This is a genomic window from Mesorhizobium sp. Z1-4 (genome assembly GCF_004000235.1).
Classification (GTDB): Bacteria; Pseudomonadota; Alphaproteobacteria; order Rhizobiales; family Rhizobiaceae; genus RCIO01.
The window spans coordinates 402,669-429,010 of the sequence record NZ_RCIO01000001.1; the positions used below are offsets into that span (position 1 = coordinate 402,669).

Genomic DNA, 26,342 nt, shown 5'->3' on the forward strand with positions numbered 1-26,342 from the left:
TCAGGCCTTCTCGTATTTCTTCACTGTCTGCTCGATTGCACCGAAGATCGAATGGCCGTCGCCATCCTTCATCTCGATACGCACGGTGTCGCCGAACTTCATGAATGGCGTGGACGGCTTGCCGTTTTCGATCGTTTCAATGGTACGGATTTCGGCGATGCAGGAATAACCCACGCCGCCCGCGGCGACGGGCTTGCCCGGCCCGCCGTCGAGCTTGTTTGACACCGTGCCAGAGCCGATGACCGCACCGGCGCCCAGAGGCCGCGTTTTGGCTGCATGGGCAATCAGGGTCGGGAAATCGAACGTCATGTCGATGCCGGCATTGGCGCGGCCGAAGGGCTTGCCGTTCAGGTCGACATTGAGCGGCAGGCTCAGTTTTCCGCCATCCCATGCTTCCCCCAGCTCGTCCGGAGTCACCGCTACCGGCGAAAAGGCCGAGGACGGCTTGCCCTGGAAGAAGCCGAAGCCCTTGGCGAGTTCGCCGGGGATCAGACCTCGCAACGATACGTCGTTGACCAGCATGACAAGCCGGATTGCGGCGCGCGCATCGTCCGGCGTCGCGCCCATCGGTACGTCATCGACGATGACGGCAACCTCGCCCTCCATGTCGATACCCCAGGCCTCGTCGCCGAGTTCGATCGGATCGCGGGGGCCGATGAAGGCATCCGAGCCGCCCTGATAGATCAGCGGGTCGGTCCAGAAGCTCTCCGGCATTTCAGCGCCGCGCGCCTTGCGCACCAGCTCCACATGATTGACGTAGGCAGAGCCATCCGCCCATTGATATGCGCGCGGCAGCGGCGACGCCGCGTCGTGTTCGTGGAACCGCTCGACCGGCACGGAGCCATGCTCGAGGCTCTCGGCAAGTGCTTCCAGATGCGGGGCAAAGCGCGCCCAGCCGTCCAGTGCCGCCTGCATTGTCGGCACCAGAAAGGATGCATCGGTGCAGCGCGTCAGGTCGCGCGAGACCACCACCAGGCGGCCGTCCCGCCGGCCATTCTTCAGCGTTGCAAGTTTCAAGCAATTCCTCCGTTTCGTACGCCGCCTATCTGCTGATTAAACTCATTTGATGCCCGGCGTGCCATCGAATTTGCGTTCAAGCCCGTCCCAGCACTCGACATAGTTGTCCTGCAGTGTTTCGAGCGTTGCCGCGTATTCCGTTACCTGCTGGGGATAGCGGGTCTCGAACATGAACGCCATCGTGTCGTCGAGTTTCACGGGTTTCAGTTCGCCTCCGGAGGCTTTTTCAAAGCCCATAAGGTCCGGCCCGTGGGGCAGCATCATATTGTGCAGGCTCATGCCGCCGGGCACGAATCCTTCTTCCTTGGCGTCATACTGGCCTTTGATGAGGCCCATGAACTCGCTCATGATGTTGCGGTGATACCAGGGCGGCCGGAAGGTGTGTTCGGCTACCATCCAGCGCGGCGGGAAGATGACGAAGTCGATATTGGCCGTTCCCTCTTCGCCCGACGGGGCGGTGAGCACGGTGAAGATCGACGGGTCGGGATGGTCGAACAGGATCGCGCCGACCGGCGAGAAGGTCGCCAGATCGTATTTGTAAGGCGCGTAATTGCCGTGCCACGCCACAACGTCGAGCGGCGAGTGGCCGATCTCGGTGACATGGAATGTGCCGCACCATTTCACATGCAGCCGGCACGGCGTTTCCTTGTCCTCGTACCATGCGGCCGGCGTCTTGAAGTCGCGCGGGTTGGCGAGGCAGTTCGCGCCGATCGGTCCGCGGTCGGGCAACGTGAATTTGGCGCCGTAGTTCTCGCAGACATATCCGCGGGCGCCGCCGCTGTCGGGCTCCATCAGCTCGACCTTGAAGATCATGCCGCGCGGCAAAACGCAAATTTCGCCGGGCACGACTTCCATCACCCCCATCTCGGTCTTGAACCGCACACCGCCATGCTGCGGCGCGATGAGCAGCTCGCCGTCCGCGTTGAAGAAATAGTCGTCCACCATGTCTTCGTTGAACGCGTAGACATGGGTAGCCATGCCGACCTGGGTCAGCGCATCGCCGGCGGTGGTGACCGTGTGCATGCCGGCCAGAAAACCGGTTTTCTCGTTCGGCAGCGGCACCGGATCCCAGCGGTACTGACCGAGCGGCAGCCCATGATCGACCATGTGCGGCGCGGTTTTCCAGCCGTCCAGTTTCTGGCTGGCAAAGCGCCTTGTGTGCCGGACGCTGGGGCGCATGCGGTAGAGCCAGGAGCGCTCGTTGGTGCCGCGCGGGGCGGTGAAGGGCGAGCCGGAAAGCTGCTCCGCATAAAGGCCGTAATTGCATTTCTGCGGGCTGTTCTGCCCCTGAGGAAGGGCCCCAGGCAGGCTTTCGGTCTCGAAATCGTTGCCGAAACCCGGCATGTAGGAATATTGCATCATTCGCCTCCCAGGCCGACGCCACGGATTGACAAGTTTGTTGCAGGCGTAACAATCGCTTTTGTAACTATCAACGGGGCAAACACCGTGAGTGACGTTTCCCTCGACCTCGAGACTTTCCTTCCCTACCGGCTCAACCGGCTGGCTGAAGCCGTTGGCCGCAGATTCTCGCAAGTCTACAAAGAGCGCTACGGGCTCACCCGTCCGGAATGGCGGCTGCTCGCCACGCTCGGACAGCACGGCACGATGACTGCCACCGATATCGGCGCTCACTCATCCATGCACAAAACCAAGGTGAGCCGCGCTGTCGTATCGCTGGAGCAGCGACGCTGGCTCGTTCGCCAGACACATCGCAGCGACCGTCGGGTCGAGAACCTGTCGCTGACAAAAGCCGGGCTCGCCGTCTATCGCGAACTTGTTCCGGTCGCGCGCGCTTTTGAAGAGGCGCTTCTCGGCGGTCTTGCAGACCCTGACCGGAAAGCGGTGGCGTCCGGGCTCGAAGCGCTGGAGCGGCTGCAGGGCAGCATCGCCGCCAGATAGGGGCCCGGGCCTAAAGCGGATACCGCCGCCGCGGCGGAATCCGGTGGATGACCAGCGCCAGCGCGACCAGAATACCCGCGCCGACAAACACCGTGAAAAACAGCTCCAGCCCGTGAAATGACGTGTCATAGCCAAGAATCGGCATGGCGCAAGCCGGAGGATGGGTGACGCGCGCCCAGCGCATGATGATGACCGCAAGCCCGACCGCGACCGCTGCCGCCAGCCAGGCATGCGGAAACAGCAGGAATGCCGCGTCGCATGCGATTGTTGCGATCAGATAGCCGCCCATCACGTTGATGGGCTGAGCGAGACGGCTTGTCGGCTGACCGAAGAGCAGTGCACTCGTCGCGGCGAAGGGCGCCAGAAGCAACGGCAACCCGGTCACATTGGCCAAGCCGCCAACCATCGCAACACCGGCGATGGCACCCAGGCCGCCCTTCACGATCCCGGAAAACTTGATCCGCCTTTCGCGCCTTTGAAGCAGCGACTTCAGATATTCCCTTGCGGTGCGATGCGTTTCAGGGGTCATGGTTTGTCAGCCAGCACATTGCGGTTCGCACCGGACGCCTGCCTCTTCGTTATTCAACAATTCCCAACTCGCGCCCGACCGCGGTGAATGCGTCAACCGCGCGGTCGATATCGCTCGGTGAGTGCGCGGCCGACATTTGCGTTCTGATACGCGCCTGACCCTGCGGCACGACGGGGAAGGAAAAACCGATCACATAGATGCCGCGCTCGAGCAGCTTTTCGGCCATCTGCTGCGCAAGTGCCGCATCGCCGATCATGACCGGAATGATTGGATGCCCGTCGCCGGCCAGTGTGAAGCCCGCCTTGGTCATCGCGGCGCGAAACCGGTCGGCATTGGCATAAAGCTTTGAGCGCAGCGCATCGCCGCCGTCGATGATGTCGAACACTTTGATTGAAGCCGCCGCGATTGCCGGCATCAGCGTGTTGGAGAAAAGATAGGGCCTTGAGCGCTGGCGCAGCCAGTCGACCACCTGTTTGCGCCCGCTTGTATAGCCGCCCGACGCGCCGCCGAGCGCCTTGCCGAGCGTCCCGGTGATCAAGTCGACGCGCCCCTCTACCCCGCAATGCTCGGACGACCCGCGGCCATGCGCGCCGACGAATCCCACCGCATGGCTGTCATCGACCATGACCATCGCATCGTATTTTTCAGCGAGGTCGCAGACGCCGCCGAGATTGGCGATGATGCCGTCCATGGAAAAGACGCCGTCGGTCGCGATCAGCCGGAAGCGCGCATCTTCGGCCTCCTTCAGCTTTGTCTCCAGATCGGCCATGTCATTGTTGGCGTAGCGGTAACGCCGCGCCTTGGACAGCCGAACGCCGTCGATGATCGAGGCGTGGTTGAGCGCGTCCGAGATGATGGCATCTTCCGGGCCGAGCAAGGTTTCGAACAGGCCGGCATTGGCGTCGAAACAGGAGGAATAGAGGATCGTGTCCTCCATGCCGAGAAAGCTCGAAATGCGCTCCTCGAGCCATTTGTGCTCTTCCTGAGTGCCGCAGATGAAGCGCACCGACGCCATGCCGTAGCCATAACGGTCAAGCGCTGCGCCGGCGGCTGCGCGCAGTTCGGCATTATCGGCCAGGCCGAGATAGTTGTTGGCACAAAAGTTCAGCACCTTTTCGCCGCCGGTTTCGATTTCGGCCGACTGCATGGAGGTAATCACACGCTCGGATTTGTAGAGTCCGGCCTTTTTCAGGCCGTCCAGTTCGGCTTCGAGGTGCTGGATAAAGGCCGTGGCCATTGTGTCATCCTCTTGTGCGCGCGTGGCAGTTCGGCAAGCCGCGCTCAATCTGGTGCCGGTTCGCAATTGGCGGCGCGCCGGAGGCACTCTACCATCGCCAGCGATGAATCAGGCGAAAGGTAAGCAATGTCATCCTCAGAGTTTCCCGTATTCGATCTCGGCCGTTTTGAGAAGGCGCAGGGAGCCGAACGCGACCGGCTTGCAGCCGAGGTGGATGCGATATGCCGCGCCACCGGCTTTCTGGCCATCGCCAATCACGGCGTGCCGCAGGCGGTGATCGACGCTGTTTGGCAGAAGGCGCATGATTTCTTCTCGTTGCCGCTGGACGAAAAGAAAAGGGCCTCCGCGCCCTACCCCGGTTACCCTTACGGTTATCTCGGGCCGGAACTCGAGGCGCTGGCAAGGTCGCGCGAAGCCGACAGCCCGCCCGACCTGAAGGAGAGCTTCAACGGCGGGCCGCAGTCCGTGCCCGCGGGCATGACCGACAAGGACGCGCTGTCTTTCTGCTATGCCGAAACCATCTGGCCCGGTGCGCCGGCGGGGTTTCGCGAGGCATGGACGGCCTATTATGCAGCGATGGAAGACCTGGCGCGGCGCATCATGCGGCTTTTCGCGGCTGCGCTGAAGCTGCCGGACGCCTATTTCGAGCCCTTTATCGATGCGCCGATCAGCGCATTGCGGGCACTCAACTATCCCGAGCAGCAGCATGTACCGAAACCCGGCCAGCTGCGCGCCGGCGCTCACACCGATTACGGCAGCCTGACCATTCTGCTGCCGCAAGCGGGGTCGCGTGGCCTCGAACTCGTCACACCTGACGGCGAATGGACGCCGGTGCCGCCGGTGCCGGGGGCATTCGTGATCAATATCGGCGACCTGATGGCGCTATGGACCAACGACCGGTGGGTTTCGACCCTGCACCGTGTGGTGAACCCGCCGCCCGAGCAGGGAGGCATGGACCGGCGGCAGTCGCTCGCCTTCTTCCACCAGCCGAACTGGGATGCTGAGATCGCGGTGCTCGACCAATGCGTTGCTGACGGCGAAACGCCGAAATACGAGCCGGTATTTTCCGGCCCGTATCTGATGGGCAAATTCCAGGCCACGACCAAGTAGCAGCTTGAGTCAGCCTGCCCGAGTGTAAAGCGAGGCGGCGGACCGCCTCGCTGCAGGTACGATCAGAAAAACGCCTGGATGCCGGTCTGGGCGCGTCCCAGGATGAGAGCATGCACGTCATGCGTGCCCTCATAGGTGTTCACGGTTTCCAGGTTCTGCGCGTGGCGCATGACGTGGTAGCCAATCTGGATGCCGTTGCCGCCATGCATGTCGCGGGCGGCGCGCGCGATGTCGAGCGCCTTGCCGCAATTGTTGCGCTTGACGATCGAGATCATCTCAGGCGCCATGCGGCCATCATCCATCAGCCGGCCGACACGCAACGAACCCTGCAGGCCGAGCACGATCTCGGTCTGCATGTCGGCGAGCTTTTTCTGGAACAGCTGGGTGCCGGCCAATGGCTTGCCGAACTGCTTGCGGTCGAGCCCGTATTGGCGGGCGCGGTGCCAGCAATCCTCGGCCGCTCCCATCGCACCCCAGGAGATGCCGTAGCGGGCACGGTTGAGGCAGCCGAAGGGGCCCTTCAGGCCCGACACGTTGGGAAGCAGCGCGTCCTCGCCAACCTCGACATTCTCCATGACGATCTCGCCGGTGATGGAGGCGCGCAAAGACAGCTTGCCGTCGATCTTCGGCGCCGACAGGCCCTTCATGCCCTTTTCGAGCACAAAACCTCTGATCTGATTGTCGTGCGCGGCCGACTTCGCCCACACCACGAACACGTCGGCGATCGGCGAATTCGAGATCCACATCTTGGAGCCGTTCAGCCGGTAACCGCCGTCGATCTTCTCGGCGCGGGTTTTCATGCCGCCCGGATCGGAGCCGGCATCCGGCTCGGTCAGGCCAAAACAGCCGATCCACTCGCCGCTCGCGAGCTTCGGCAGATATTTCTTGCGCTGCTCCTCCGAGCCGTATGCGTGAATCGGGAACATCACCAGCGAGGACTGCACGCTCATCATGGAGCGATAGCCTGAATCCACACGCTCAACCTCGCGTGCAACGAGACCGTAGGAAACGTAGCCCGCGCCCGCGCCGCCATACTCTTCCGGCACCGTCACACCCAGCAGACCTGCCGCGCCCATCTCGGCGAAAATCGACGGGTCGGTCTTTTCCTGCTGGTAGGCTTCCTCGATCCGGGGCAGCAGGCTGTCCTGCGCAAAACCGGCCGCGGCATCGCGGATCATGCGCTCTTCTTCGGTCAGCTGATCCTCGAGCAGAAAGGGATCGTCCCAGACAAAAGTGCCGAGCCCGGCGATTTTGGTTTGTTCGTTCATTGCGACTCTCCCGGTTTCGTTCGGGCTTACAAAGAAGCTGCCATTGTGCGATGGCGCCCTAGTATCACGGTGTTTCGGGCGCGCCCACATTTTAATCGATCCATAAGGCGATCCACAGACTGCGTTGGATTGACGCTGCATCGCCCGCCGAATCCGCCTAAGGTCGCCTCATGCCCATCCGCCAGCTCCCCGATACGATGATAAACCAGATCGCCGCCGGCGAGGTGGTCGAGCGTCCGGCGAGCGTGGTCAAGGAACTGGTCGAGAACGCGCTCGACGCGGGGGCGACGCGTATCGAGATAGCGACTGCGGGCGGCGGTCTCGGCCTGATCCGCGTCATCGACGACGGCGGAGGCATAGCGCCGGACGAGATGGCGCTCGCGGTCGGCCGACACTGCACTTCGAAACTCGACGCCGGCATCGACGAAATTCATACGCTCGGCTTCCGGGGCGAGGCGCTGCCTTCGATCGGCTCCGTGGCCAGACTGTCGATCCGCAGCCGCACGGCGAACGCCGATTCGGGTTCCGAGATCCGTGTCGAAGGCGGTGTCGCCTCGCCCGTGAAACCAGCGGCCACAAATCGAGGCACCACTGTCGAGGTGCGCGACCTCTTCTTCGCGACCCCGGCCAGGCTGAAATTCATGAAAAGCCCGCGCGCCGAGGCCGCGGCCATCACAGACGTGGTGAAACGCATTGCGATGGCGTTTCCCGCCGTCCGTTTCGTGCTCAGCGGCACAGACCGCTCGACACTCGAGCTGGCACCGGCAGGCGGCGACAACGCCATGCCGAAACGCATCGCCCAGGTACTGGGTGACGATTTCATCGACAACGCACTTGAGATTGACGCCTGCCGCGACGGCGTTCGTCTCGCCGGTTACATCTCCATCCCGTCATACTCGCGCGCGACCGCGCAGCAGCAATATGCCTTCGTCAACGGACGGCCGATCCGCGACAAGCTGGTCGCGGGTGCCGTGCGTGGCGCCTTCGCCGACATTCTGCCGCGCGACCGGCACGCGGTCACAGCGCTGTTCTTCACGCTCGACCCGGCCGATGTCGACGTCAACGTTCACCCGGCCAAGGCCGATGTCAGGTTTCGCGATCCCGGGCTGGTGCGCGGCCTGATCGTCGGCGCGATACGCCAGACACTGTCGGCCAGCGGCATTCGCGCTTCGACCTCGGCGGCGAGCGCGATGATGGACGCGTTCAGGACCGAGGGTGCGCCGAAATCCGGCCCTGTCGCATGGCGCCAGCCTTATGCGCCGCCGCCGGCGGGCGGTTTCGCGGAGGCCGGGCAGGCACTGTTCGAAGCCGGGCCTACGCTCAGCGCGCCGGTTGCCGAACCCGAAGTCGATGCGGCGTTGAAGGAAGCGCCACTCGGCGCGGCGCGGGCGCAAATTCACGAAAACTACATCGTCGCGCAGACGGCGGATTCGCTCGTCATCGTCGATCAGCATGCCGCGCATGAACGGCTCGTATATGAAGCACTCAAACGCGGACTCGAAAGCCGGCCTGTGGCGGCGCAGATGCTGCTGATCCCCGAAGTGATCGACATGCCCGAAGAAGATGCCGAGCGCCTTGCCGCGCATGCCGAGCTACTGGCTCGGCTCGGACTCGGGCTCGAGCGTTTCGGGCCGGGCGCGGTGGCGGTCCGCGAAACGCCAGCAATGCTGGGCGATACCGACGTGGTTGGGCTGGTCCGCGATCTCGCTGACGAAATCGCCGACAACGACACCGCCGAGACCCTGCGCGAACGGCTCAACAAGGTTGCCGCCACCATGGCCTGCCACGGTTCGGTTCGCTCGGGGCGGCGTCTCAAGCCCGACGAAATGAACGCGCTGCTGCGCGAAATGGAGGCCACTCCAGGTTCCGGCACGTGCAATCACGGCCGCCCGACCTATATCGAACTCAAGCTCGGCGACATCGAGCGGCTTTTCGGACGGCGCTAGCTGCGCTTGACGCAAAGTGCGATCTGTGGCGGTTAGACGGGTGACGGCTCAACGCCGCTGACTGGGGAACTCCCGTGCCGGCGCAAACTGGTGTGGACAGGCCATGAACCGCTTTGAAGGTCCCGGCGCCCGCGAGGCCCGGATCAGATATCTCGATGGTGACTTTCAGGTCGTGTCGCCTGGCGCATTCGTGCGCTGCGCGGTGACCAGCGAGAGCATTCCGCTCGACGAGCTGCGCTATTGGAGCGTGGCGCGGCAGGAAGCCTATCTCGATGCCGAGGTTTCACTGCGGGCCGAGATGGAACACGACCCGCAGCTTCGCAAGCGCGGCAGATAGACTGATTGCGTTCAGCGCAGAACGCCGGTCGAAGCCATGCGCCTGGAATAGAAATACAGCGCAATCGTAACCACCCAGATCAGGCCGCTGAACACCCATACGGCGACACCGCCGCCCATCAGCTCGGCGCCGTTCGTCAGCACGAAATTGTACAGCGTCGTGACAAGCAGGCCGACGATCGATAGCGCAAAAAGCCACACAGCCCAGCTGCGCCGCAGCAGCAGTGCGACGGAGCCCAGAAACGCACCCCAAACGCCGAGCGCCCAGCCGGCATCCGCCCAGACGGGGAAGCTATAGAAATATTCGAGCTGCTCTGGCGTGAATTCGGCCATGTACCAGTCGGCGCGGGTCTGCGTCATCAGATAGTCGAGAGCTCCCATCGCATTCCACAACAGCGATACGCCGCCCACGACCCACAGATGCCACGGCGTCCTCACCGTGCCCTCATTCGTTTCAAGGCTCATCAAGACCTCCTCTTCCTGAGTTGCACTTGCCGGCGTCAGGCTCCTCCGGCCTGCCGCCATCCGGCAATCGTTTCGTCGATCACCGTCCTCGCATTTTCCTCGACTTCGAATTCGACCCTCATGTCCAGCGCGGCCAGCCTGCCGCCGGCACCCGGAGGCATGATGTCAGCGTCCTCGATACGGATCATGTCCCGGCGCGTGGTCACGATCAAGGCGTCGTGGCGCTCGGCAGCCGAGACCATTTCGGCGAACTGGTCCGGCAACGGCAGATGACCTTCAGCCAGGAGGTGAGTGGCAACGAGGTCCGCACCGAAACCGGCAAGCGCCTGGAAGAACGTCTCCGGATCCTTGATCGACGAGAACGCGATGACCTTCCGGCCTTCGAGAGACGTTCCATTGCCATAGACCACACGCGCTTCGTAGACGGGCCGCGCGGCGCGCGCGGCTGCCCGAACCGCCGAGTTTCCGCCCAGGCCGGAACCGATGCGCAGCACGGCGTCTGCGCTGCGCACATGGTCGGTTAGGCGGCCCCGCAGCGGCCCGGCCGGGATCACACGTTCATTGCCAAGCCCGCGTGCGGCATCGACCACGAGCACGGTGTAGTTCGTATGCAGCGGCCAGGCGCTCAGCCCCTCTACCGCGACGAGAAAATCACACCCCTCGGCCGCCAGCATGCGGGCAGCGGCGGCCCGATCCGCGCCGATTGCCACGGGAGCAACCGCGGCCATTTCGATCGCCGCCTCGCCGACATGGCGGGCGCTGTCGTGGTCGGCGTCGACGAGATGCGGCTGCGAGCCGAAACCCGAAGGCGCCGGGCAAATCAGGCCCGGCCTGTGCCCCAGCGCCATGGCAGAGCGCGCGAAGGCCATCGCCGCCTGCGTTTTGCCCGGCACGGCAACGGCGAGATCTCCGACACGCAGGATCGGCAGGTCGACCACGGCTTTCGCGGGCCGCGAAAGGCGAATACGTGTCGCATTGGCGTAGACGGCGGCTGCGGGTGCGAGCGCGAATGCGCGCCAATCGGGCTTGCGCCACCAGAATGGCGGCGTTTCGCTGGTTCCCATTCTAGCGGTGTCCCCCGACCTGCATGGCTGGCACCTTTTCCGCAATAATCACCGCCGGTGTACCACGCCGGTTCCCAGCTTGGCCTTCACGACCAGCGGGTGAATGAAAGGCTCGAGCCCGCGTACGGTAACGTCCAGCGCCCCGCGCATCGTTTCCAGCGCCTTGGTGCCGGAATCGATGATGCGATGACGCGCATCGTCATTGCGCATCAGATAATTCACCGCCCCGGCAAGCATCTCCTTTTCCTTGATCAGCCGCACGCCCCCCTTGTCGACCAGCGGCCCATAGATATCGTTGCAGCGGGCGTGGTCCGGGCCGGACAGAACGGCAGAGCCCAGCGCAACGGCATCGATCGGATTTTCACCGCCCCCGCCGAACAACGAGCCGCCGTAAAAGACGATGTCGGCCAGCCGCAGGCTCAGTCCCGTCTCCTCGCGGTCGCAAAGCAGGATATGCGTCTTTTCCTCAACCTTGTCGCCGCGGCTGCGCCGGGCGACATTGAGCCCGAGCGCGGTCAATTCCGCTTCGATGGCATCGCTGCGTCTCGCGTCGCGCGGCATGATTACAGTCAGAACGTCAGTGAAACGTGCGGCAAGCAACTTCTGAACGTTGGCAGCGACCGCCTCCTCGCCCGGGTGCGTGCAAAGGGCGGCCCAGCGCTTCCGATTGCCGATCTGGCCAAGGACGCGGCGCAGCTCGAGTTCGTCGACCGGCGGCGGCTCGACGTCGGTCTTGAGGCTTCCTGACACGAGAACCGGACGTGCGCCCAGGGAACTGAACCGTTCGGCATCGCGCTCCGACTGCGCCGAGACCAGCGAAAAATTCTCAAACAACGCCTCGGACAGCAGCGGCCACCTGCGCCAACCCTCATAGGCGCGGTCCGACATGCGCCCGTTGACCAGAACCATCGGCACGCGCCGCGCGCCCAGTTCCAGGATGGTTGTCGGCCAGATTTCGGATTCGGCTATGATGGCCAGGTCGGGCCGCCAGTGATCGAGGAAGCGGCTCACCGCCGGCTTGATGTCCAACGGCGCATACTGGTGGATCACCCGATCCGCCAGACGCTCGCGCGCAACGCGCGCCGAGCCGACCGTGCCCGTCGTAAGCACGATGTTGAGCCCGAGCGAAAGAATGCGCCCGATCAGGCCCGAGACAGCGAGCGTCTCGCTTTCGTTCACGGCGTGTACCCAGATCACTGGTCCAGGGGGCCGCTTGGCGGCAGTCTTGCCATAACGCTCCTGGCGGCGGGGGCCATCTTCGGCCCCGCGGCTTGCACGCCAGGCCATGTAACCACCGACAAAAGGATAGGCTGCCGCGCCTGCCCAGCCGTAAGAGCGCAGAATCGAACGGGCCCAGCGGTCACTCATCCGCTGGCACTCCCATACGTTCGTGTCGCTGGTTTCTCCTGCCGGTCATTCCGGCATGCCCCGCGGGCTAACCGGCCAAACCGGCGTCGGTTTCGGGATCGAGAAGACGGTGCAGGTGAACGATGAAATAGCGCATATGTGCGTTGTCGACAGTTGCCTGCGCCTTGGCACGCCAAGCAACTTCCGCCGATTTGTAATCGGGAAAGACACCGACGATATCAAGTGAATCCAGGTCACGAAACTGAACGCCTTTGAGCGACGACAACTCGCCGCCTAATACGAGATGAAGCAATTGCTTTTGATCGGTAGTTTCAGCTTTGGACATCAGTATGGCCCTGACAATGCGGCAGTTTGTGTTTTTTTCGCCGCCCGCCCCAACGGTGCCGGATCACTAGACCAAAATCGCCCGCAATGAAACCGCCTTGGCGGCTCAATCCCGGTAATCGGCAATGGTTTTCACCATCGCATCAAGCAGCGGTCCGCTTCCGGCCGCGAGTACTCCAAGCACCGGGTCCGGCGTCGCATAGCGCAATGGGGCGCCGCGCGCATCCAGCACCCGGCCGCCTGCCTGCTGAAGAATCAGGTCTGCGGCGGCGAGGTCCCAGTCGTGCGAGTTCGGTTTGACGAATGTGCCGTCGATCGCGCCTTCGGCCAGCATCGCCACCCGATAGGCAAGCGAGGGAACATAAGGGTGCAAGGTCAGTTTGCCGCGATAGGCGCCGCCCAACGCGTCGGTCAGCGGGCGCGGCCCGGCGACGACCGGCGCGCCGGAAGGCTTCTTCACGGCAATAGCGGTGCCGTTCTTTTTCGCCATTCCGCCCGTGGCCGCCTCATAAACCTCCTGGCGCGCGGGGCAGTTCAACACGCCGCACAACGGCCGGCCATCTTCGACCAAGGCGATGCTCACGCACCAGACGTCGCGGCCATCGACAAAAGCACGCGTTCCGTCGATGGGATCGACCACGAATGTCCGGCGGGCCGACAGCCGTTCGGCGGAATCCACCGTTTCTTCGGACAGCCAGCCATAATCGGGTCTGGCAGCGCCCAGCGCATCGCGCAGAAACGCATCGACGGCGAAGTCAGCCTCGCTCACCGGCGACTTGCCATCCTTCATCCATACTTCGGGGTCCTTGCGGAAATAGCCGAGAGCGATACGTCCGGCTTCCGCAGCAGCCGAGCGGATCAGCTCCAGTTCATCGTCCAGCGGGCCCGGGCCGCCGTCAGGCGCCCGCAAGGGTCATGCCTTCAATGAGGATCGTCGGTGCCGCGGTGCCGAAATTCCTGTCGATGTCGCTCGCCGGCGTGGCATGCAGAAACATGTCCTTCAGATTTCCGGCAATGGTGACTTCCGAAACCGGGTAGGTCAGGACACCGTTTTCGATCCAGAAGCCCGATGCGCCGCGGCTGTAGTCGCCGGTCACCATATTCACGCCCTGGCCGAAGACCTCGGTAACGTAAAAGCCCTCCTTCAGGCCGCTCATGAGTTCCCCGGGCGTTCGTTCCCCGGGCTCGATCGCAAAATTGGTCGAGCCGGGGGTGACCGAGGTGCCGGAACGCACGCCGCGCCCGTTGGTCTCAAGCCCGAGTTCGCGCGCAACCGATGTCGACAAAAACCAGTGATGCAGCACGCCGTCGTCGATCATTGTCAGTGGTTCGCCTTCAACGCCTTCGCCATCGAAGGGGCGGGAGGCCTGACCTCTCACCTTGAGAGGATCGTCAGTGACCGTGATCGCCGAACTTGCCACCTGCTTGCCCATCATGTCGCGCAGGAAGCTCGTCTTGCGGGCGACCGAAGCGCCGTTGATGGCAGAGGCTATGTGACTGGCAAAACCGCGCGCAACGCGCGGGTCGAACACCACGGTCACTGGCCCGGTACGCGCCTTGCGGGCGCCAAGCCTGCGCACGGTGCGCTCGGCCGCCTCGCGGCCGATCTCCGCAGCGCTCCTGAGGTCGGCAAAATGCGGACGCGAGGAGAACTCGTAGTCGCGCTCCATCGACGTCCCCTCACCGGCCACGACGCTGATGGCGCGCGAAAAGCGCGAACCGGCATACTGGCCGACGAAACCGCCCGATGTCGCCAGCACCAGCCCGCCGAGGCCCGAAGAGGCGCTGCTGCCGCCGGAGTTGGTTACACCCGCAACAGCCAGCGCAGCCTCTTCCATCTCAAGCGCCGCGTCCCGCAGATCGTCGGCGGAGACCTCGGCGCGGTCGAGCAGATCAAGCTCCTTCTGAGTGGCTGCCAGGCGCGCCGGATCGGCAAGGCCCTGGTGCGGGTCTTCCGGCGAGACGCGCGCCATCGCAACGGCACGAGTGGCAAGCACCGCCGGGTCGGATGCAGCATTACCGGCTACGCTGGCGGCCCGTTTTCCGAGGAAAACACGCAGGGCTATGTCGTCGCTCTCCGACGATTCCGTTCCCTCCACCTTGCCAAGACGCACGGATACGGACGTGGATCGCCCGCGCACTGCCACCGCATCGGCAGCGTCAGCACCGGCTGCTTTCGCGGCTTCGACCAAAGCTGCAACGAGGTCTAAGAGGTGATTTGCGTCGCTGTCTGCTTGCATATCGGTTTTCCGGCACTCATCTTTGGTTGCTTTTGCGCATAAACAGTCCATCTATGGCCGAGCACCGTCCGGCGCAATGGTTGCGGTGTCGTTGGCACAGTTCTTCCGGGAGGGCGCACATCATGGCAAACGCTAGCCCGAGCCGGCGTTCCCGGCGCATTGCCGGATGAGCAACCCGGGCACCGGCCAAGGCGCCAAGTTCACCAGCGGCTCCACGATGTGGCATGTGGTGGTCATGACCGCCACAGGCTCAATCGGCCTGCTTGCCATCTTCATCGTCGACGCCTTGAACCTCTTCTACATAGCTTTGCTGGGTGTGGAAGAGCTGGCAGCGGCGATCGGCTTTGCCAGTGCGCTGATGTTCTTCACCATCTCGACCGCGCTTGGGCTCACCATCGCGACATCGGCGGTGGTTTCGCGCGCGCTTGGGCGTGGCGACCGCGACACGGCTGCCCGCCTTGGCGGAGCGTCGATGATCTTCCTCGGTGTGATCATGCTTGCGGTCGTGCTGATTGCGTGGCCGTTTCTGGAAAATCTTCTCTATTGGATCGGCGCGCGCGGACGCACGCTCGAACTTTCGACGCGTTTCATGCAGATCGTCCTGCCATCGACGCCCATTGTCGCCATCGGCATGGGCGCGACAGGCATTTTGCGCGCCGCGGGCGATGCGCGCCGGGCCATGTATGTCACGCTGATCAGCGGCATGGCCACCGCGGTTCTCGATCCCATCCTGATCTTCGGGCTCGATCTGGGCCTGGATGGCGCGGCAATCGCCACGGTTCTTTCGCGCATCGTGCTGCTCGCCGTCGGCATTTACGGCGCCCATTACGTTCACCGGCTGGTGAAAATTCCGACACGCGCCGAACTGGCGGCGGCCGTCCGGCCCTTCTTCGCCGTCGGGGTGCCGGCGATCATGACCCAGGTCGCGACACCGGTCGGCAACACCTATGTAACCGTAGAGATCGCGGAATTCGGCGATCAGGCCGTTGCCGGCTGGGCGATCGTAGGGCGCATCTTGCCTGTCGCATTTGCAGGCGTATTCGCACTGTCGGGCGCCGTCGGACCGATCATCGGGCAGAATGTCGGCGCACAGCATTACGACCGCGCCCGCGATGCGCTGCGCGATTCCAACGTGTTCATCATCGTTTATGTGCTGATTGTCTGGGCCCTGATGGCACTGGCCGCGGAACCTCTGGCAAGTCTCTTCAACGCAGAGGGCGAAGCGCGCGACATCGTTGTCTTCTTCTGCCGGATCGCCGCCGCTTCTTTCGTCTTTTACGGCATCCTTTTCGTTGCCAATGCCGCCTTCAACAATCTCGGCTACGCCACCTATTCCACGGTTTTCAGCTGGGGACGTTCGACGCTCGGCGTTATTCCTTTCGTGTGGGTCGGTGCGCAGTATTACGGCGCGCTTGGCGTCATCGCCGGCTGGGCGCTGGGCGCCGTGCCGTTCGGCATCGCAGCCATCATCGTTGCGTTCAGGGTTGTTGCTAAACTTGCCAGCGAGGGAGCCGGACCCGACGATGTTTTGCCCGGCCCGCCGCCGTCATCGCATTCGCCCTTCTCGACGGCAAAAGCCGCAACCTTCCACTGACTAGCCGATCTCCGGTACGGGCAGCGTTTCGCCGGCGAACGCGCGCTCGAGCTGGCGCTTCATCTCGTCTTTTATGGAAGCGGTTTCGGCCATCACCGCATCTACCTTCAGGAAGTCGAGCACCCTGAAGCGCGATACGGGCGGACGCAGCAGGATGTCCGGCCGCTGCATCTTGAGTTTCAGCGCCGTATTCGCCTGCATCATGAGCTGGCTTGTCCCGAACATCAGATCGATCGCGCTGGGCGCCGATTTACGGCCCGTGGTCGGTCCGCCGGCAACATCGACGGCGATGACGATATCGGCCTTGCCCTGCAGGAGATCGAACGGCACGGGGTTGCAGATGCCACCATCGACCAGAAGACGGCCATCCCGCTGCACCGGCTTGAAAAGGGCCGGTATCGCGGCCGATGCAGCGACGGCGGGCAGCAGTTCGCCCGAATCGAAGACCGTCGATTTGTGCCCGAAATAGTCCGTCGTGGTGACTTGTAGCGGTATCTTCAGCTCTTCGAACGTTTTCGGGATGGCCTCGGGAAGAAACGCCTGCAGGATACGTTCGATGTTCAACTGTGCTCGCAGGCCGCCAGACATCATCTCGGAGAGGCTGGTCGGGCGCGAGCGCCATATGCGGGCCATGACCTCACCGCGGTTGCCCAGATTTGTGCGCACAAATTCGTGCATGTCGCGACCGGTCATGCCTGCAGCCATGCCTGCGCCGACGATCGAGCCGATGGAGGACCCGGCGATTGCCACCGGCCGGATACCGAGTTCATCGAGCGTCTCGACAACATGGATGTGCGCCAGCCCGCGCGCGCCGCCCGCACCAAGCGCGATCGCGACCGTCGCTGGCGCGTTTGCTCTCATCGTCGCCCTCTTGCTGTTGCCTGTGGCTTCCAAACTAGTTGTCGCCCGTCTTGCGTGGACCAATCATCAGCACCGCCGGCTCCTCGCTCAACAGCCTGCGCGCCTGCGCGGCCGCCTGCTCGCGAGTTACGCCCCGAATGAGCGCGGGCCGACGTTCGATATAGTCTAGTCCGAGCTTCTCGAACTGCAATCCGACCAGTGTGTTGGCAATTGCGCCGGAGGAGTCGAGGTTATTGATGGCATAGGAGCCCAGAAGGTAACGCTTTGCGGCATCGAGTTCCGCTTCGGTGGGCCCATCCTCGGCCATCTTCGCCACCGTCTCGCGAATGACGCCGAGTGCCTCATCCGCCCGCTCCGGGTCGGTCGCAGTGCCGATGACCAGCAGGTCCGCATGACGGGAGTTCGACAGCGACGAGCCGATGCCATAAGCGAGCCCGCGCTTTTCGCGCACCTCGTCGAACAGCCGCGAGCTGAAGGCGCCGCCGCCGAGAATATGGTTCATCAGCAGCGCGGGGAAAAACTCCGGATCCTCGCGCTCTATGCCGCGATAGGCGAGCTGGAGCGATGTCTGCGGCAGCGGATATTCGACACTGACCATTTTGCCGAGCTTCGGTTCGACATCGGCAACCCGCACCAGGTCGGGGCTGGCGGGCAATTCGCCGAAAATGCGATCCAGCTCGGCCGCAAGCGTTTCGGCGTCGATGGCGCCGACAACGCCGACAATGAGATTTTCGCGCGCAAACAGCCGAGAATGCAGCGTGCGCAGGTCATCGCCGGTGATCGTCGCCAGCGTTTCCGGCGTGCCCTCGCTGCGCCGCGCGTAAGGATGATCGCCATAGACCGCCTCCGCGAAAGCGATCCGCGCCGCCGTTTCGGGATCACGGGCCCGCGACTGAATACCGGCGACAATCTGTGCGCGAATGCGATCGATCGGCGCCTGGTCGAAGCGCGGCTGCGTCAGCGCCAGCTTGAGCAGGCTGAAGGCTTCGCCGCGGGTCTCGGCCAGCGTGCGCATTCCGCCCGAGATAGCGTCGCGACCGGCGTCGAAACCCATTTCGGCGCCGGCGTCGTCCAGTTCGAGCTGAAAGGTGTCGGCGTCGAGATCGCCGGCGCCTTCATCGAAGAGGCCGGTCATGAGGTTGGCGAGGCCCTCCTTGCCTTCCGGATCCTGTGTCGAGCCGCCCTCGAAGATGAACCGGAGCGCCACGATCGGTACGGTGTAATCCTCCACCAGCCAGGCAGTGATGCCGCCTTTCGACCGCACTTCCTGAATGTCCACTGCCGAGTGCGCCGGGCCAAGTGCCGGAAAGGTCAGGAAAAACAGGGCGAGAACAACCGTCGCCAGCGCATTTTCGGCGCGTGTCGCAATCGGCATACGGGCAGTTTCGTTCGCCATCACTGATCAACCGTCCCCTGCGGCAGAAGATAGCCGGTCACATGCGTGTCGGCTGTCAGGTAACGACGCGCAGCGTTCGAAATGTCGGTGCCGGTAACGGCCCGCACGCGTCCGGGCCAGGCCTCGATATCCGCGATGCTCAATCCCGTTGAGAGCAGCGAACCATAAATGCGCGCCATGCCGGTCTGGTTGTCCCTGGCAAAGATCATGCTGCGCAGGAACCTGTTCTTGGCACGCCGCAATTCGTCGTCGCTGACGCCATCCTCAACCAGCCTCGCGATTTCGGCCTCGACTGCCTTTTCGACCGCGGCAAGGTCATTGTCTCCGCGCGGCGCCGCAAAGATGCTGAAGCTGGTATCGTCGAGGCCGGCCGCACGATAGCCCGCGCCGGCGGATGCCGCGATGCCGTCTTTCACAACCAGTTGCTGATAGAGGCGGCTGCGCACGCCGCCGCCCAGGATCTCCGCGAGAAGATCCAGCGTCTCGGCCTCGCCCGGTTCGGCGCTGGTGTAGGAGGGTACAACCCAGCTGCGCTGCAGGCTGGGCACGCCCACGCGAGGGTCGTACATGGTCACGGTTCGCGTCGTATCCTGCCGTGGTTCCTGCGGCCGGACACGCTGCGGGCGCTTCGGGCCGCGCGGCACCTTGCCGTATGTCGCTTCGGCCATTGCCCGGACTTCGCCCGGGCCTATATCGCCGGCGACCACGAGGATAGCGTTGTCAGGCGCGTAATGCAGATCGTAGAACTCTAGCGCCTGTTCACGGTCGAGTTTGACGATCTCGTGCATCCAGCCGATGACCGGGATGCGATAAGGATGGTTCTGGAACAGGGTCGCCTCGACTTCCTCTGCGAGCAGGGCGCCAGGGCTGCCTTCGACACGCGCGCGGCGCTCCTCGATCACCACGTCACGTTCGGGGGCAACGACCTCCTCGGTCAGGATCAGGCCGCGCATGCGGTCGGCCTCGAAATCCATCATCGCGGGAAGAGCGTCCGGGCTGACCTGCTGGTAATAGGCGGTGTAGTCACTTGAAGTGAACGCGTTGTCGTTGCCGCCGATCGCGGCGACTGCTGCGGAAAATTCGCCCGCGGCATATTTCTGCGTTCCCTTGAACATCAGATGTTCGAGGAAATGGGCGATGCCGGAGCGCCCGGGCTCCTCATCCGCGCTGCCGACCTTGTACCAGACCATGTGGGTGACCACCGGCGCCCGGCGGTCAGGGATGACGACGATCTGGAGCCCGTTGTCGAGCATGAAACTGGTGGCACCGTTGTCCGCATGCGCTAGCGCTACAAACAGCCCCATGACAGCTGCAACCAGGGCGAAACGCAGACGCTTGGCGATGTATCGGAGATGCATTCGTAATTCCCGGATGAGAATCGTGGGGCGGCATTAAATGCCGGAATCAGGTCACTGAATTTAGCGCAAAGTCAGGCAAGGTCGAGAAAACGAATGACGGTGTCGCCATATTCGCGCTCATCGGTGAGTACGAAACCGGCCGGAAGCGCGAATGCTGCGCTCGACGCCTCCTCCAGCACGGCACGCGCGCCGGGCTTCAACCACCCACCCTCGCGCGCGGCCGACAGCGCCGTCTCACCGAGGCCCTTGCCATAAGGTGGATCGGCGAAGACGAGATCGAAGGGCATGATGGTGCCCGCGCTGCCCAGGCTGGTGGCATCGCGCCGGAAAATCTTGGCGACGCCCGTCAGCCCGAACGCCTCGACATTGTCGCGAATGATACCGCGTGCCTCTGCCGCCTCTTCCACGAAAAGACATGCAGATGCGCCACGCGAAAGCGCTTCGATGCCCTGCGCGCCGGTTCCGGCAAACAGGTCAAGCACGCGAAGACCATTGAGCCCGCCCTCACGCGCATGCGCCAGAATATTGAACACCGCCTCGCGGGTGCGGTCGCTTGTCGGCCGGATCGCGGGAGAACTGGGCGTTACGAGCGTACGCCCACGCAGACTACCTCCGACGACCCGCATCGGGGCGACCTCCCTGCCTGCCACCCGGACGCTGCCCCTTCGGCCCGGGTTTGCTGAACGGTTTTCCGGCTGGCTTTCCGGCCGGTTTTCCCGGCTTGCCTGCTGATTTCCCGGTTGGCCGATCCGCTGATCTGGCTGCCGGTTTGCCGGCAGGATTGGCGCTGCGCTTGGACCCGTCCCGCCCGTCCTTGTCGGACTTCTTTGAAAAGCGGCGGTTGGGGTCGGCGAGCGGCGTTTTCGCGGCAGAGGAAGCGGCAGCCTTCGGCCCCGACGGGCGCGCGCCGGGAGCCATCCAGACGTTCGACGCACGAGAACGGCGTTCATCGTTCGGTCGTTTTTCGCCTTCCTTGCCGGCGGCGGCATCGCGGCGCGGCTCCTTGGTCGACCAGCGGGCAAGCGTTGCCTCACGCTTGTCGTCCCGGCCGCCGAAGCCCTTCGCATCGCGGCTGCGCGGAGATGGAGCGTCGCCGGCTTTTTCCGGATTGCGCTGATTGATGACGGGAGCCTCGAAATTCGCGCCTGCTTCGGCAATCAGTCTTTCGCCGAGCTGGTCGCGCAGCATGCGGCCCCGCAGTTCGCGCACTTCACCTTCAGCCATTTCGCCGAGCTGGAACGGCCCGTAAGAAATCCTGATCAATCGGGTGACTTCCAGCCCGAGCGCGGAAAGGATGTTGCGCACTTCGCGGTTCTTGCCTTCGCGCAGCCCAAGCGTGAGCCAGGCATTGGACCCCTGCACACGATCCAGCGATGCTTCGACTGCGCCGTAGAAAACACCATCGACAGCAATGCCGTCCCCGAGATCGGCCAGCGCCTTTTCGTCGACCTTGCCATGCACACGCACACGGTAGCGGCGCAGCCATCCAGTCGACGGCAATTCCAGGACCCGCGACAGACCGCCATCATTGGTCAGGAGCAGAAGACCCTCGGTATTGATGTCGAGCCGGCCGACCGTAACGACACGCGGCAGGTCGGAGGGCAGCGATTCAAATACGGTTTTGCGCCCCTGTGGGTCGCGGTTCGTCGTCACCAAACCGGCAGGCTTGTGGTAGAGGAAAAGGCGGGTGCGCTCTATCTCCGGGATCGGCGTGCCATCCACCTCAATCCTGTCGGAGCCGCCGACATTGAGCGCCGGGCTATCGATCACCTTGCCATTCACGGCAATCCGCCCCGCAGCGATCATCGCTTCCGCGTCCCTGCGCGAGGCAACACCGGCCCGCGCCAGGCGCTTGGCGATGCGCTCGGCCTCGCCGCCCGCCGGTGCATGCGGTTTCTTTGCCGGAGCCGGGCGTTTGCCCTTGCCGCTATCGAATTCGCGCCGCCTGGGCGGCTTTTGCCGATCTTGTGTCATGTGGCTTTCGCTGGTCAGGCCCGCTAACTAACAAAGGGCTGCTCAAGGTGCGAGGGAAATCGCGTGCGCCAGGACATGACCAAACGGAACGACCACATGCACGCCGCGCTCGACGAGGCGCGTGCCGCGGCCGGACGCGGCGAAGTGCCCGTCGGTGCGGTCATTGTCCGCACAGGCACGGTCATTGCCAAGGCCGGCAACCGCACCCGCGAACTCAACGACCCGACGGCGCATGCCGAAATTCTGGCGATCAGGCAGGCCTGCACCGCACTGGGCGTTGAACGGCTGACCGACGCAGATCTGTACGTGACGCTCGAACCCTGTGCGATGTGCGCCGCCGCCATATCGTTTGCGCGCATCAGGCGGCTCTATTTCGGTGCAGCAGACGAAAAAGGCGGAGCCGTTCTGCATGGCGGCCGGTTCTTTTCCTCGCCAACCTGCCATCATGCGCCGGAAGTCTACTCAGGCTTCAGCGAAACCGAGGCTGCGGCGCTGCTTGTCGATTTTTTCCGGCAAAAGCGCGGCCGGGCGGCCGACTAGAACAGCGAACGCCTGCCGCCTGCATCGCGCCGCGCCTTGCGTTCCTTCCGCCACTCGGATTCGCCGAGCTCATCGGTCGGCGCAGTTTCGGCCGGCTGCCGGTAGTCCAGCGGCGGTTCGCTCAGATATTTGCGCGAAGTCGGGTTGCCGCCCTGTGCATCCAACTTGCGCCGCCTGATCTCAGCGAGACGCTCGCGATTGCTTCCGTTGGAAAGCAGCGGGTCGCCATAGGTGATCTCGGTACCCTGCTCCCGCGTATCGTTGATGACGGAAGACCGGTAAACCGGATTGTCGGCGTTTTCGTCAGCTTCGGCACGAATTCGCGCGAGACGCTGCTCGGGCGATTCCGGCCAGGCCGGGTTTGACGCCGTGGTTACGTCGTCCTGCGGCTCGGGCAGCACGGCGGTGGTCTCAGGCGTCACCAGTTCGGGGCGCGGCTTGTAGGCAATCTGCGGCGTCTTCTTGCGCGAAGGGCCCAGCGCCAGAATACCGGATACGTCCTCCATCAACTGCTTGCCAGCGGTTTTGTCGGTGCCGTAGGTCGGCGAAGAAACACAGCCGGACAGGACAATTGCCGCCGCCGACACAATGCCGGCAACGAGCGCAACGCGTACTGGACGCACCTGATCGGAATTGACCACTGAGTTCCGCCTCTCACATCACCGGCATTGCTGCCGGTTACTCATCCACCCAAACCCAAACCGTACAAATCCGGCGACAAGATGACGCCGGATTTGGTGGCTTTCTAGCCGACGCGGCAGATTTGGGCAATCAAAGCCTGCCAACAGCCTTAAGTTCCCGCAAGGCCGCCGCGTCGCGCGCCGACACGTCGGGGAATTCCGGATCGGAGCCGACATCATCGGTGTAGCGCCAGGAGCGCGCGCATTTGGTTCCGCCTGCGCGCGCGAAGACCACGCCGACATCCGCAACATCGTCCAGGCGGTAAGCGTCCTCTGGCGCATCGGCCGCCTCGACCGAAATGCCGCTGGTAATGCAGATCTCGGCCATGTCGCGGTCGGCGATCGCAGCCTGCAGTTCAGTGTCTGCCACATAGACGACCGGTGCCGCTTCGAGCGAGGAACCGATGGTCTTTTCCTTGCGCTCGATCTCCAGCGCGCCGGTGACGACGCGGCGCACCTGCCTGATCTTGCGCCATTTGGCGGCCAGCGCATCGTCGCGCCATTCGCCAGGCACTTTGCGGAACTGCTCCAGATGCACCGAGCGGGCGTCCGGGTAACGCTCAAGCCAGGCCTCTTCCATGGTGAAGGGAAGCATCGGCGCAAGCCAGGTGACCAGAATGTCGAACAGGTGCCTTACGACCACCAGAGACGCCTTGCGGCGCGTGCTCGATGGCGCATCGCAATAGAGCGCGTCTTTGCGGATGTCGAAATAGAACGCCGAAAGCTCCACGACCATGAAATCAAGCAGCGAACGCACGATGCGCTTGAAGTCGAAATTGTCGTAACCCTTGTCAACCAATTCGCTGAGCTCGGCGAGGCGGTGCAGCATCAGCCGCTCAAGCTCCGGCATGTCGGCGACGGCGACGTCCTCACCCTCGTCATGGGCCAGCGTGCCCAGCATCCAGCGGATCGTATTCCGCAGCTTGCGATAGGCGTCGACATTGGTCTGGATGACGTTCTGGCCGAGCCGCTGGTCTTCCCAATAGTCGGTGGTCATGACCCAAAGGCGCAGAATGTCGGCGCCCGACTTCGCCATCACGTCCTGCGGGAACACCTGATTGCCGAGCGATTTCGACATCTTGCGGCCGTCCTCCGCCATGGTGAAACCATGGGTGATGACGGTGTCGTAGGGCGCGCGGCCCCGCGTGCCGCAGCTTTCCAGCAGCGATGAATGAAACCAGCCGCGATGCTGGTCCGAGCCTTCGAGATAGACGTCGGCCGGCCATTTCATGTCCGGGCGGTCTTCGAGCGTGAATGTATGTGTGGAGCCGGAATCGAACCAAACGTCGAGAATGTCGCGCACCATCGACCATGGTTCGTTGGCGCGGCTGCCGAGGAAGCGCTCGCGCGCGCCTTCGGCAAACCATGCGTCGGCACCCTCGGCCTCGAATGCTTCGAGGATGCGGGCGTTGACGGCATCGTCCTTCAAGACCTCGCCGTCTTCCGACACGAAGACGCAGATCGGAACGCCCCAGGCGCGCTGGCGCGAGAGCACCCAGTCGGGCCGCTCCTCGATCATGGCGCGCAGGCGCGTCTGCCCGGCCTTGGGCACGAAACGCGTGTCGTCGATCGCCCTCAGCGCGCGGCTCCGCAGCGTCGTGCCGTCGCCAAGGTCGAGATCCATATGGACGAACCATTGCGGCGTGTTGCGGAAGATGACCGGCTTCTTGGAGCGCCAGGAGTGCGGATAGGAGTGCTTCAGCCGCCCGCGCGCGAACAGCATGTTCTTTTCGATCAGAGCGGTGATGACTGCCTGATTGGCATCGCCCTTCTTGCCGTTGTCGTCGATGACGCGCGCCGGCCCGCCTTCGCGGTCGGGACCGAAGCCCGGCGCATCCTTGGTGAAGAACCCGGCATCATCGACCGTAAACGGGATCGCGGTGTCGATGCCGCGCCCGCGCAGCGCGGCCGCGCCATCCATCCAGGCGTCAAAGTCCTCGCGGCCGTGGCCGGGCGCGGTATGCACGAAGCCGGTGCCAGCGTCGTCGGTGACATGTTCGCCGGGGATGAGCGGCACGACGAATTCGTAGCCGCCGCCGAGGCCCGAGAGAGGATGCGCACAGGTGATGGCGCCGAGTTCGTCGGCGGGAACATCGCGCAAGCGTTTGTACTCGAGCTTTGCTTTCGCGAAGGATTCCTCGGCCAGCGCATCGGCGAAGATCAGCTTTTCGCCCGGCCGGGGGCCGAAATCGTTTTCAGCCGCCGTGACTTCATAGAGTCCGTATGCGATGCGCGGCGAAAACGAGATGGCGCGGTTGCCGGGGATCGTCCACGGGGTCGTCGTCCAGATGACGACATGTGCATCTAGCAAATGATCCAACTCGGATGACTCTTGACTCCACACACCATCTGCGACCGGAAACTTCACCCACACCGTGTCCGACTCATGGTCGGCATATTCCACCTCGGCTTCCGCCAGCGCGGTGCGCTCCACCACACTCCACATCACCGGCTTGGAGCCGCGGTAGAGCTGGCCGGACATGGCGAATTTCAGCAGCTCGCCTGCAATACGCGCCTCGGCGTGGAAGTTCATGGTCGTGTAGGGGTTCTTGAAATCGCCGACGATGCCGAGACGCTGGAACTCGCCGGTCTGCACGTCGATCCAATGCTGCGCGAAGTCGCGGCATTCCTTGCGGAACTCGTTGACCGGCACCTGATCCTTGTCCTGCCCCTTGGCGCGGTATTGCTCCTCGATCTTCCATTCGATCGGCAGGCCGTGGCAGTCCCAGCCAGGTACGTAGTTCGAATCGTAGCCGCGCATCTGGAACGAACGCGTAATGACGTCCTTCAACACCTTGTTCAGCGCGTGGCCGATGTGGATGTTGCCGTTGGCGTAGGGCGGGCCGTCATGCAGCACGTATTTGGGACGACCGGCAGCGTCATCGCGCAAGACACTATAAAGGTCCATCTCCTGCCAGCGGGCGACGATCTCGGGTTCCTTCTGCGGCAGCCCGGCGCGCATGGGAAACTCCGTCTGCGGCAGATAGAGCGTTTTCGAATAGTCGGTTTTATCGGCGGTTTCAGTCATGTCGGTCTCTCGGACCAGCAGGCGGCGCTTCGGCGCGTGGCGGCTGGTGTGAAATTCTAGCTAAGGTAGCGTATTCAAACGCGTTCGAATCCCGGACCTTCCCGCTCG

Annotated in this window: 24 protein-coding genes; 6 read left to right on the plus strand and 18 right to left on the minus strand. The window is 63.6% G+C overall.

Going from position 1 to position 26,342, the window contains the following annotated elements; all coding sequences use genetic code 11:
* Window positions 1–1,017, minus strand: coding sequence for a fumarylacetoacetate hydrolase family protein (locus EP165_RS01985; protein ID WP_127519879.1), 1,017 nt, complete (start codon window positions 1,015–1,017; stop codon window positions 1–3).
* 42 nt (window positions 1,018–1,059) lie between these two features.
* A complete protein-coding gene (gene hmgA, locus EP165_RS01990; RefSeq protein WP_127520766.1) occupies window positions 1,060–2,376 on the minus strand; it encodes a homogentisate 1,2-dioxygenase in 1,317 nt (438 codons plus the stop codon).
* 87 nt (window positions 2,377–2,463) lie between these two features.
* Here hmgA and EP165_RS01995 point away from each other — a divergent pair, with 87 nt between their 5' ends.
* Window positions 2,464–2,916 carry a MarR family winged helix-turn-helix transcriptional regulator gene (locus EP165_RS01995; RefSeq protein ID WP_127519880.1) on the plus strand — a complete coding sequence of 151 codons (453 nt, stop codon included), beginning with the start codon at window positions 2,464–2,466 and terminating at the stop codon, window positions 2,914–2,916.
* A 10-nt stretch (window positions 2,917–2,926) separates the two neighbouring features.
* Here EP165_RS01995 and EP165_RS02000 read toward each other — a convergent pair whose 3' ends face one another.
* The gene (locus EP165_RS02000; RefSeq protein WP_245439953.1) at window positions 2,927–3,445 is read right to left on the minus strand and encodes an HPP family protein; all 519 of its coding nucleotides are present in this window, start codon (window positions 3,443–3,445) and stop codon (window positions 2,927–2,929) included.
* 49 nt (window positions 3,446–3,494) lie between these two features.
* Window positions 3,495–4,682 carry a glycine C-acetyltransferase gene (locus EP165_RS02005; protein ID WP_127519881.1) on the minus strand — a complete coding sequence of 396 codons (1,188 nt, stop codon included), beginning with the start codon at window positions 4,680–4,682 and terminating at the stop codon, window positions 3,495–3,497.
* Between the two features lie 126 nt (window positions 4,683–4,808).
* Here EP165_RS02005 and EP165_RS02010 point away from each other — a divergent pair, with 126 nt between their 5' ends.
* On the plus strand, window positions 4,809–5,792 hold the full coding sequence (locus tag EP165_RS02010; protein ID WP_127519882.1) for an isopenicillin N synthase family dioxygenase: 984 nt from the start codon (window positions 4,809–4,811) through the stop codon (window positions 5,790–5,792).
* Window positions 5,793–5,854: 62 nt separating this feature from the next.
* Here the strand turns inward: EP165_RS02010 and EP165_RS02015 are convergent, their stop codons facing one another.
* On the minus strand, window positions 5,855–7,060 hold the full coding sequence (locus EP165_RS02015) for an acyl-CoA dehydrogenase (protein ID WP_127519883.1): 1,206 nt from the start codon (window positions 7,058–7,060) through the stop codon (window positions 5,855–5,857).
* 170 nt (window positions 7,061–7,230) lie between these two features.
* Between EP165_RS02015 and mutL the strand changes: the two genes are divergently transcribed.
* On the plus strand, window positions 7,231–9,006 hold the full coding sequence (gene mutL, locus EP165_RS02020) for a DNA mismatch repair endonuclease MutL (RefSeq protein ID WP_127519884.1): 1,776 nt from the start codon (window positions 7,231–7,233) through the stop codon (window positions 9,004–9,006).
* A gap of 103 nt (window positions 9,007–9,109) precedes the next feature.
* Window positions 9,110–9,343, plus strand: a complete 234-nt coding sequence (locus EP165_RS02025; protein ID WP_127519885.1) for a DUF2093 domain-containing protein — start codon at window positions 9,110–9,112, stop codon at window positions 9,341–9,343.
* A gap of 11 nt (window positions 9,344–9,354) precedes the next feature.
* Here the strand turns inward: EP165_RS02025 and EP165_RS02030 are convergent, their stop codons facing one another.
* The 6 genes from EP165_RS02030 to EP165_RS02055 all read right to left on the minus strand — a co-directional run bounded on the left by EP165_RS02030 (window position 9,355) and on the right by EP165_RS02055 (window position 14,803).
* Complete coding sequence (locus EP165_RS02030; RefSeq protein WP_127519886.1) at window positions 9,355–9,807, minus strand: hypothetical protein; 453 nt, start codon at window positions 9,805–9,807, stop codon at window positions 9,355–9,357.
* A 35-nt stretch (window positions 9,808–9,842) separates the two neighbouring features.
* Window positions 9,843–10,871, minus strand: a complete 1,029-nt coding sequence (locus tag EP165_RS02035; RefSeq protein ID WP_127519887.1) for a tetraacyldisaccharide 4'-kinase — start codon at window positions 10,869–10,871, stop codon at window positions 9,843–9,845.
* Between the two features lie 48 nt (window positions 10,872–10,919).
* The gene (locus EP165_RS02040) at window positions 10,920–12,239 is read right to left on the minus strand and encodes a 3-deoxy-D-manno-octulosonic acid transferase (protein WP_127519888.1); all 1,320 of its coding nucleotides are present in this window, start codon (window positions 12,237–12,239) and stop codon (window positions 10,920–10,922) included.
* A 67-nt stretch (window positions 12,240–12,306) separates the two neighbouring features.
* Window positions 12,307–12,564: a DUF4170 domain-containing protein gene (locus EP165_RS02045; RefSeq protein ID WP_127519889.1), complete on the minus strand. Its 258-nt coding sequence runs from the start codon at window positions 12,562–12,564 to the stop codon at window positions 12,307–12,309.
* Window positions 12,565–12,669: 105 nt separating this feature from the next.
* Window positions 12,670–13,473 carry a 3'(2'),5'-bisphosphate nucleotidase CysQ gene (locus tag EP165_RS02050; protein WP_127519890.1) on the minus strand — a complete coding sequence of 268 codons (804 nt, stop codon included), beginning with the start codon at window positions 13,471–13,473 and terminating at the stop codon, window positions 12,670–12,672.
* Window positions 13,460–14,803, minus strand: coding sequence for a TldD/PmbA family protein (locus tag EP165_RS02055; protein ID WP_127519891.1), 1,344 nt, complete (start codon window positions 14,801–14,803; stop codon window positions 13,460–13,462). Before EP165_RS02055 ends, EP165_RS02050 begins: the two co-directional genes overlap by 14 nt.
* Before the next feature lie 166 nt (window positions 14,804–14,969).
* Between EP165_RS02055 and EP165_RS02060 the strand changes: the two genes are divergently transcribed.
* A complete protein-coding gene (locus EP165_RS02060; protein WP_245439954.1) occupies window positions 14,970–16,397 on the plus strand; it encodes an MATE family efflux transporter in 1,428 nt (475 codons plus the stop codon).
* Here EP165_RS02060 and EP165_RS02065 read toward each other — a convergent pair whose 3' ends face one another.
* The 5 genes from EP165_RS02065 to EP165_RS02085 all read right to left on the minus strand — a co-directional run bounded on the left by EP165_RS02065 (window position 16,398) and on the right by EP165_RS02085 (window position 21,986).
* Window positions 16,398–17,258, minus strand: coding sequence for a patatin-like phospholipase family protein (locus EP165_RS02065; protein WP_127519892.1), 861 nt, complete (start codon window positions 17,256–17,258; stop codon window positions 16,398–16,400). It lies immediately after the preceding gene.
* Window positions 17,259–17,292: 34 nt separating this feature from the next.
* Complete coding sequence (locus EP165_RS02070) at window positions 17,293–18,654, minus strand: M16 family metallopeptidase (RefSeq protein WP_245439958.1); 1,362 nt, start codon at window positions 18,652–18,654, stop codon at window positions 17,293–17,295.
* Window positions 18,654–20,012, minus strand: coding sequence for a M16 family metallopeptidase (locus EP165_RS02075; protein ID WP_127519893.1), 1,359 nt, complete (start codon window positions 20,010–20,012; stop codon window positions 18,654–18,656). The genes EP165_RS02070 and EP165_RS02075 overlap by 1 nt, the downstream gene beginning before the upstream one ends.
* A 71-nt stretch (window positions 20,013–20,083) precedes the next feature.
* Complete coding sequence (rsmD, locus tag EP165_RS20610; RefSeq protein WP_245439960.1) at window positions 20,084–20,638, minus strand: 16S rRNA (guanine(966)-N(2))-methyltransferase RsmD; 555 nt, start codon at window positions 20,636–20,638, stop codon at window positions 20,084–20,086.
* Window positions 20,619–21,986, minus strand: a complete 1,368-nt coding sequence (locus tag EP165_RS02085) for a pseudouridine synthase (protein WP_245439961.1) — start codon at window positions 21,984–21,986, stop codon at window positions 20,619–20,621. The genes rsmD and EP165_RS02085 overlap by 20 nt, the downstream gene beginning before the upstream one ends.
* Before the next feature lie 75 nt (window positions 21,987–22,061).
* On the opposite strand from EP165_RS02085, the gene EP165_RS02090 reads away from it, so the two are divergent.
* Entirely contained in the window at window positions 22,062–22,526 is a 465-nt protein-coding gene (locus EP165_RS02090) for a nucleoside deaminase (RefSeq protein ID WP_127519895.1), read from the plus strand.
* Here the strand turns inward: EP165_RS02090 and EP165_RS02095 are convergent.
* Window positions 22,523–23,167 (minus strand): hypothetical protein, encoded by a 645-nt coding sequence (locus tag EP165_RS02095; RefSeq protein WP_127519896.1) that lies wholly within the window; start codon window positions 23,165–23,167, stop codon window positions 22,523–22,525. The two genes, EP165_RS02090 and EP165_RS02095, sit on opposite strands and share 4 nt — an antisense overlap.
* Window positions 23,168–23,297: 130 nt before the next feature.
* Entirely contained in the window at window positions 23,298–26,234 is a 2,937-nt protein-coding gene (ileS, locus tag EP165_RS02100) for an isoleucine--tRNA ligase (protein WP_127519897.1), read from the minus strand.
* Window positions 26,235–26,342 lie beyond the last annotated feature (108 nt).

What these genes read in the sequence shown, in the direction of transcription:
- EP165_RS02005 (WP_127519881.1), bottom strand. Translation starts at nt 4,682, where the DNA reads ATGGCCACGGCCTTTATCCAGCACCTCGAAGCCGAACTGGACGGCCTG.
- EP165_RS02000 (WP_245439953.1), bottom strand. Translation starts at nt 3,445, where the DNA reads ATGACCCCTGAAACGCATCGCACCGCAAGGGAATATCTGAAGTCGCTG.
- EP165_RS02070 (WP_245439958.1), bottom strand. Translation starts at nt 18,654, where the DNA reads ATGGCGAACGAAACTGCCCGTATGCCGATTGCGACACGCGCCGAAAAT.
- EP165_RS02025 (WP_127519885.1), top strand. Translation starts at nt 9,110, where the DNA reads ATGAACCGCTTTGAAGGTCCCGGCGCCCGCGAGGCCCGGATCAGATAT.
- EP165_RS02090 (WP_127519895.1), top strand. Translation starts at nt 22,062, where the DNA reads ATGACCAAACGGAACGACCACATGCACGCCGCGCTCGACGAGGCGCGT.
- rsmD (WP_245439960.1), bottom strand. Translation starts at nt 20,638, where the DNA reads ATGCGGGTCGTCGGAGGTAGTCTGCGTGGGCGTACGCTCGTAACGCCC.
- EP165_RS02065 (WP_127519892.1), bottom strand. Translation starts at nt 17,258, where the DNA reads ATGAGAGCAAACGCGCCAGCGACGGTCGCGATCGCGCTTGGTGCGGGC.
- EP165_RS02085 (WP_245439961.1), bottom strand. Translation starts at nt 21,986, where the DNA reads ATGACACAAGATCGGCAAAAGCCGCCCAGGCGGCGCGAATTCGATAGC.
- EP165_RS02035 (WP_127519887.1), bottom strand. Translation starts at nt 10,871, where the DNA reads ATGGGAACCAGCGAAACGCCGCCATTCTGGTGGCGCAAGCCCGATTGG.
- mutL (WP_127519884.1), top strand. Translation starts at nt 7,231, where the DNA reads ATGCCCATCCGCCAGCTCCCCGATACGATGATAAACCAGATCGCCGCC.
- EP165_RS02015 (WP_127519883.1), bottom strand. Translation starts at nt 7,060, where the DNA reads ATGAACGAACAAACCAAAATCGCCGGGCTCGGCACTTTTGTCTGGGAC.
- EP165_RS02030 (WP_127519886.1), bottom strand. Translation starts at nt 9,807, where the DNA reads ATGAGCCTTGAAACGAATGAGGGCACGGTGAGGACGCCGTGGCATCTG.
- EP165_RS02045 (WP_127519889.1), bottom strand. Translation starts at nt 12,564, where the DNA reads ATGTCCAAAGCTGAAACTACCGATCAAAAGCAATTGCTTCATCTCGTA.
- EP165_RS02055 (WP_127519891.1), bottom strand. Translation starts at nt 14,803, where the DNA reads ATGCAAGCAGACAGCGACGCAAATCACCTCTTAGACCTCGTTGCAGCT.
- EP165_RS02060 (WP_245439954.1), top strand. Translation starts at nt 14,970, where the DNA reads ATGAGCAACCCGGGCACCGGCCAAGGCGCCAAGTTCACCAGCGGCTCC.
- EP165_RS02040 (WP_127519888.1), bottom strand. Translation starts at nt 12,239, where the DNA reads ATGAGTGACCGCTGGGCCCGTTCGATTCTGCGCTCTTACGGCTGGGCA.
- EP165_RS02010 (WP_127519882.1), top strand. Translation starts at nt 4,809, where the DNA reads ATGTCATCCTCAGAGTTTCCCGTATTCGATCTCGGCCGTTTTGAGAAG.
- ileS (WP_127519897.1), bottom strand. Translation starts at nt 26,234, where the DNA reads ATGACTGAAACCGCCGATAAAACCGACTATTCGAAAACGCTCTATCTG.
- EP165_RS02075 (WP_127519893.1), bottom strand. Translation starts at nt 20,012, where the DNA reads ATGCATCTCCGATACATCGCCAAGCGTCTGCGTTTCGCCCTGGTTGCA.
- hmgA (WP_127520766.1), bottom strand. Translation starts at nt 2,376, where the DNA reads ATGCAATATTCCTACATGCCGGGTTTCGGCAACGATTTCGAGACCGAA.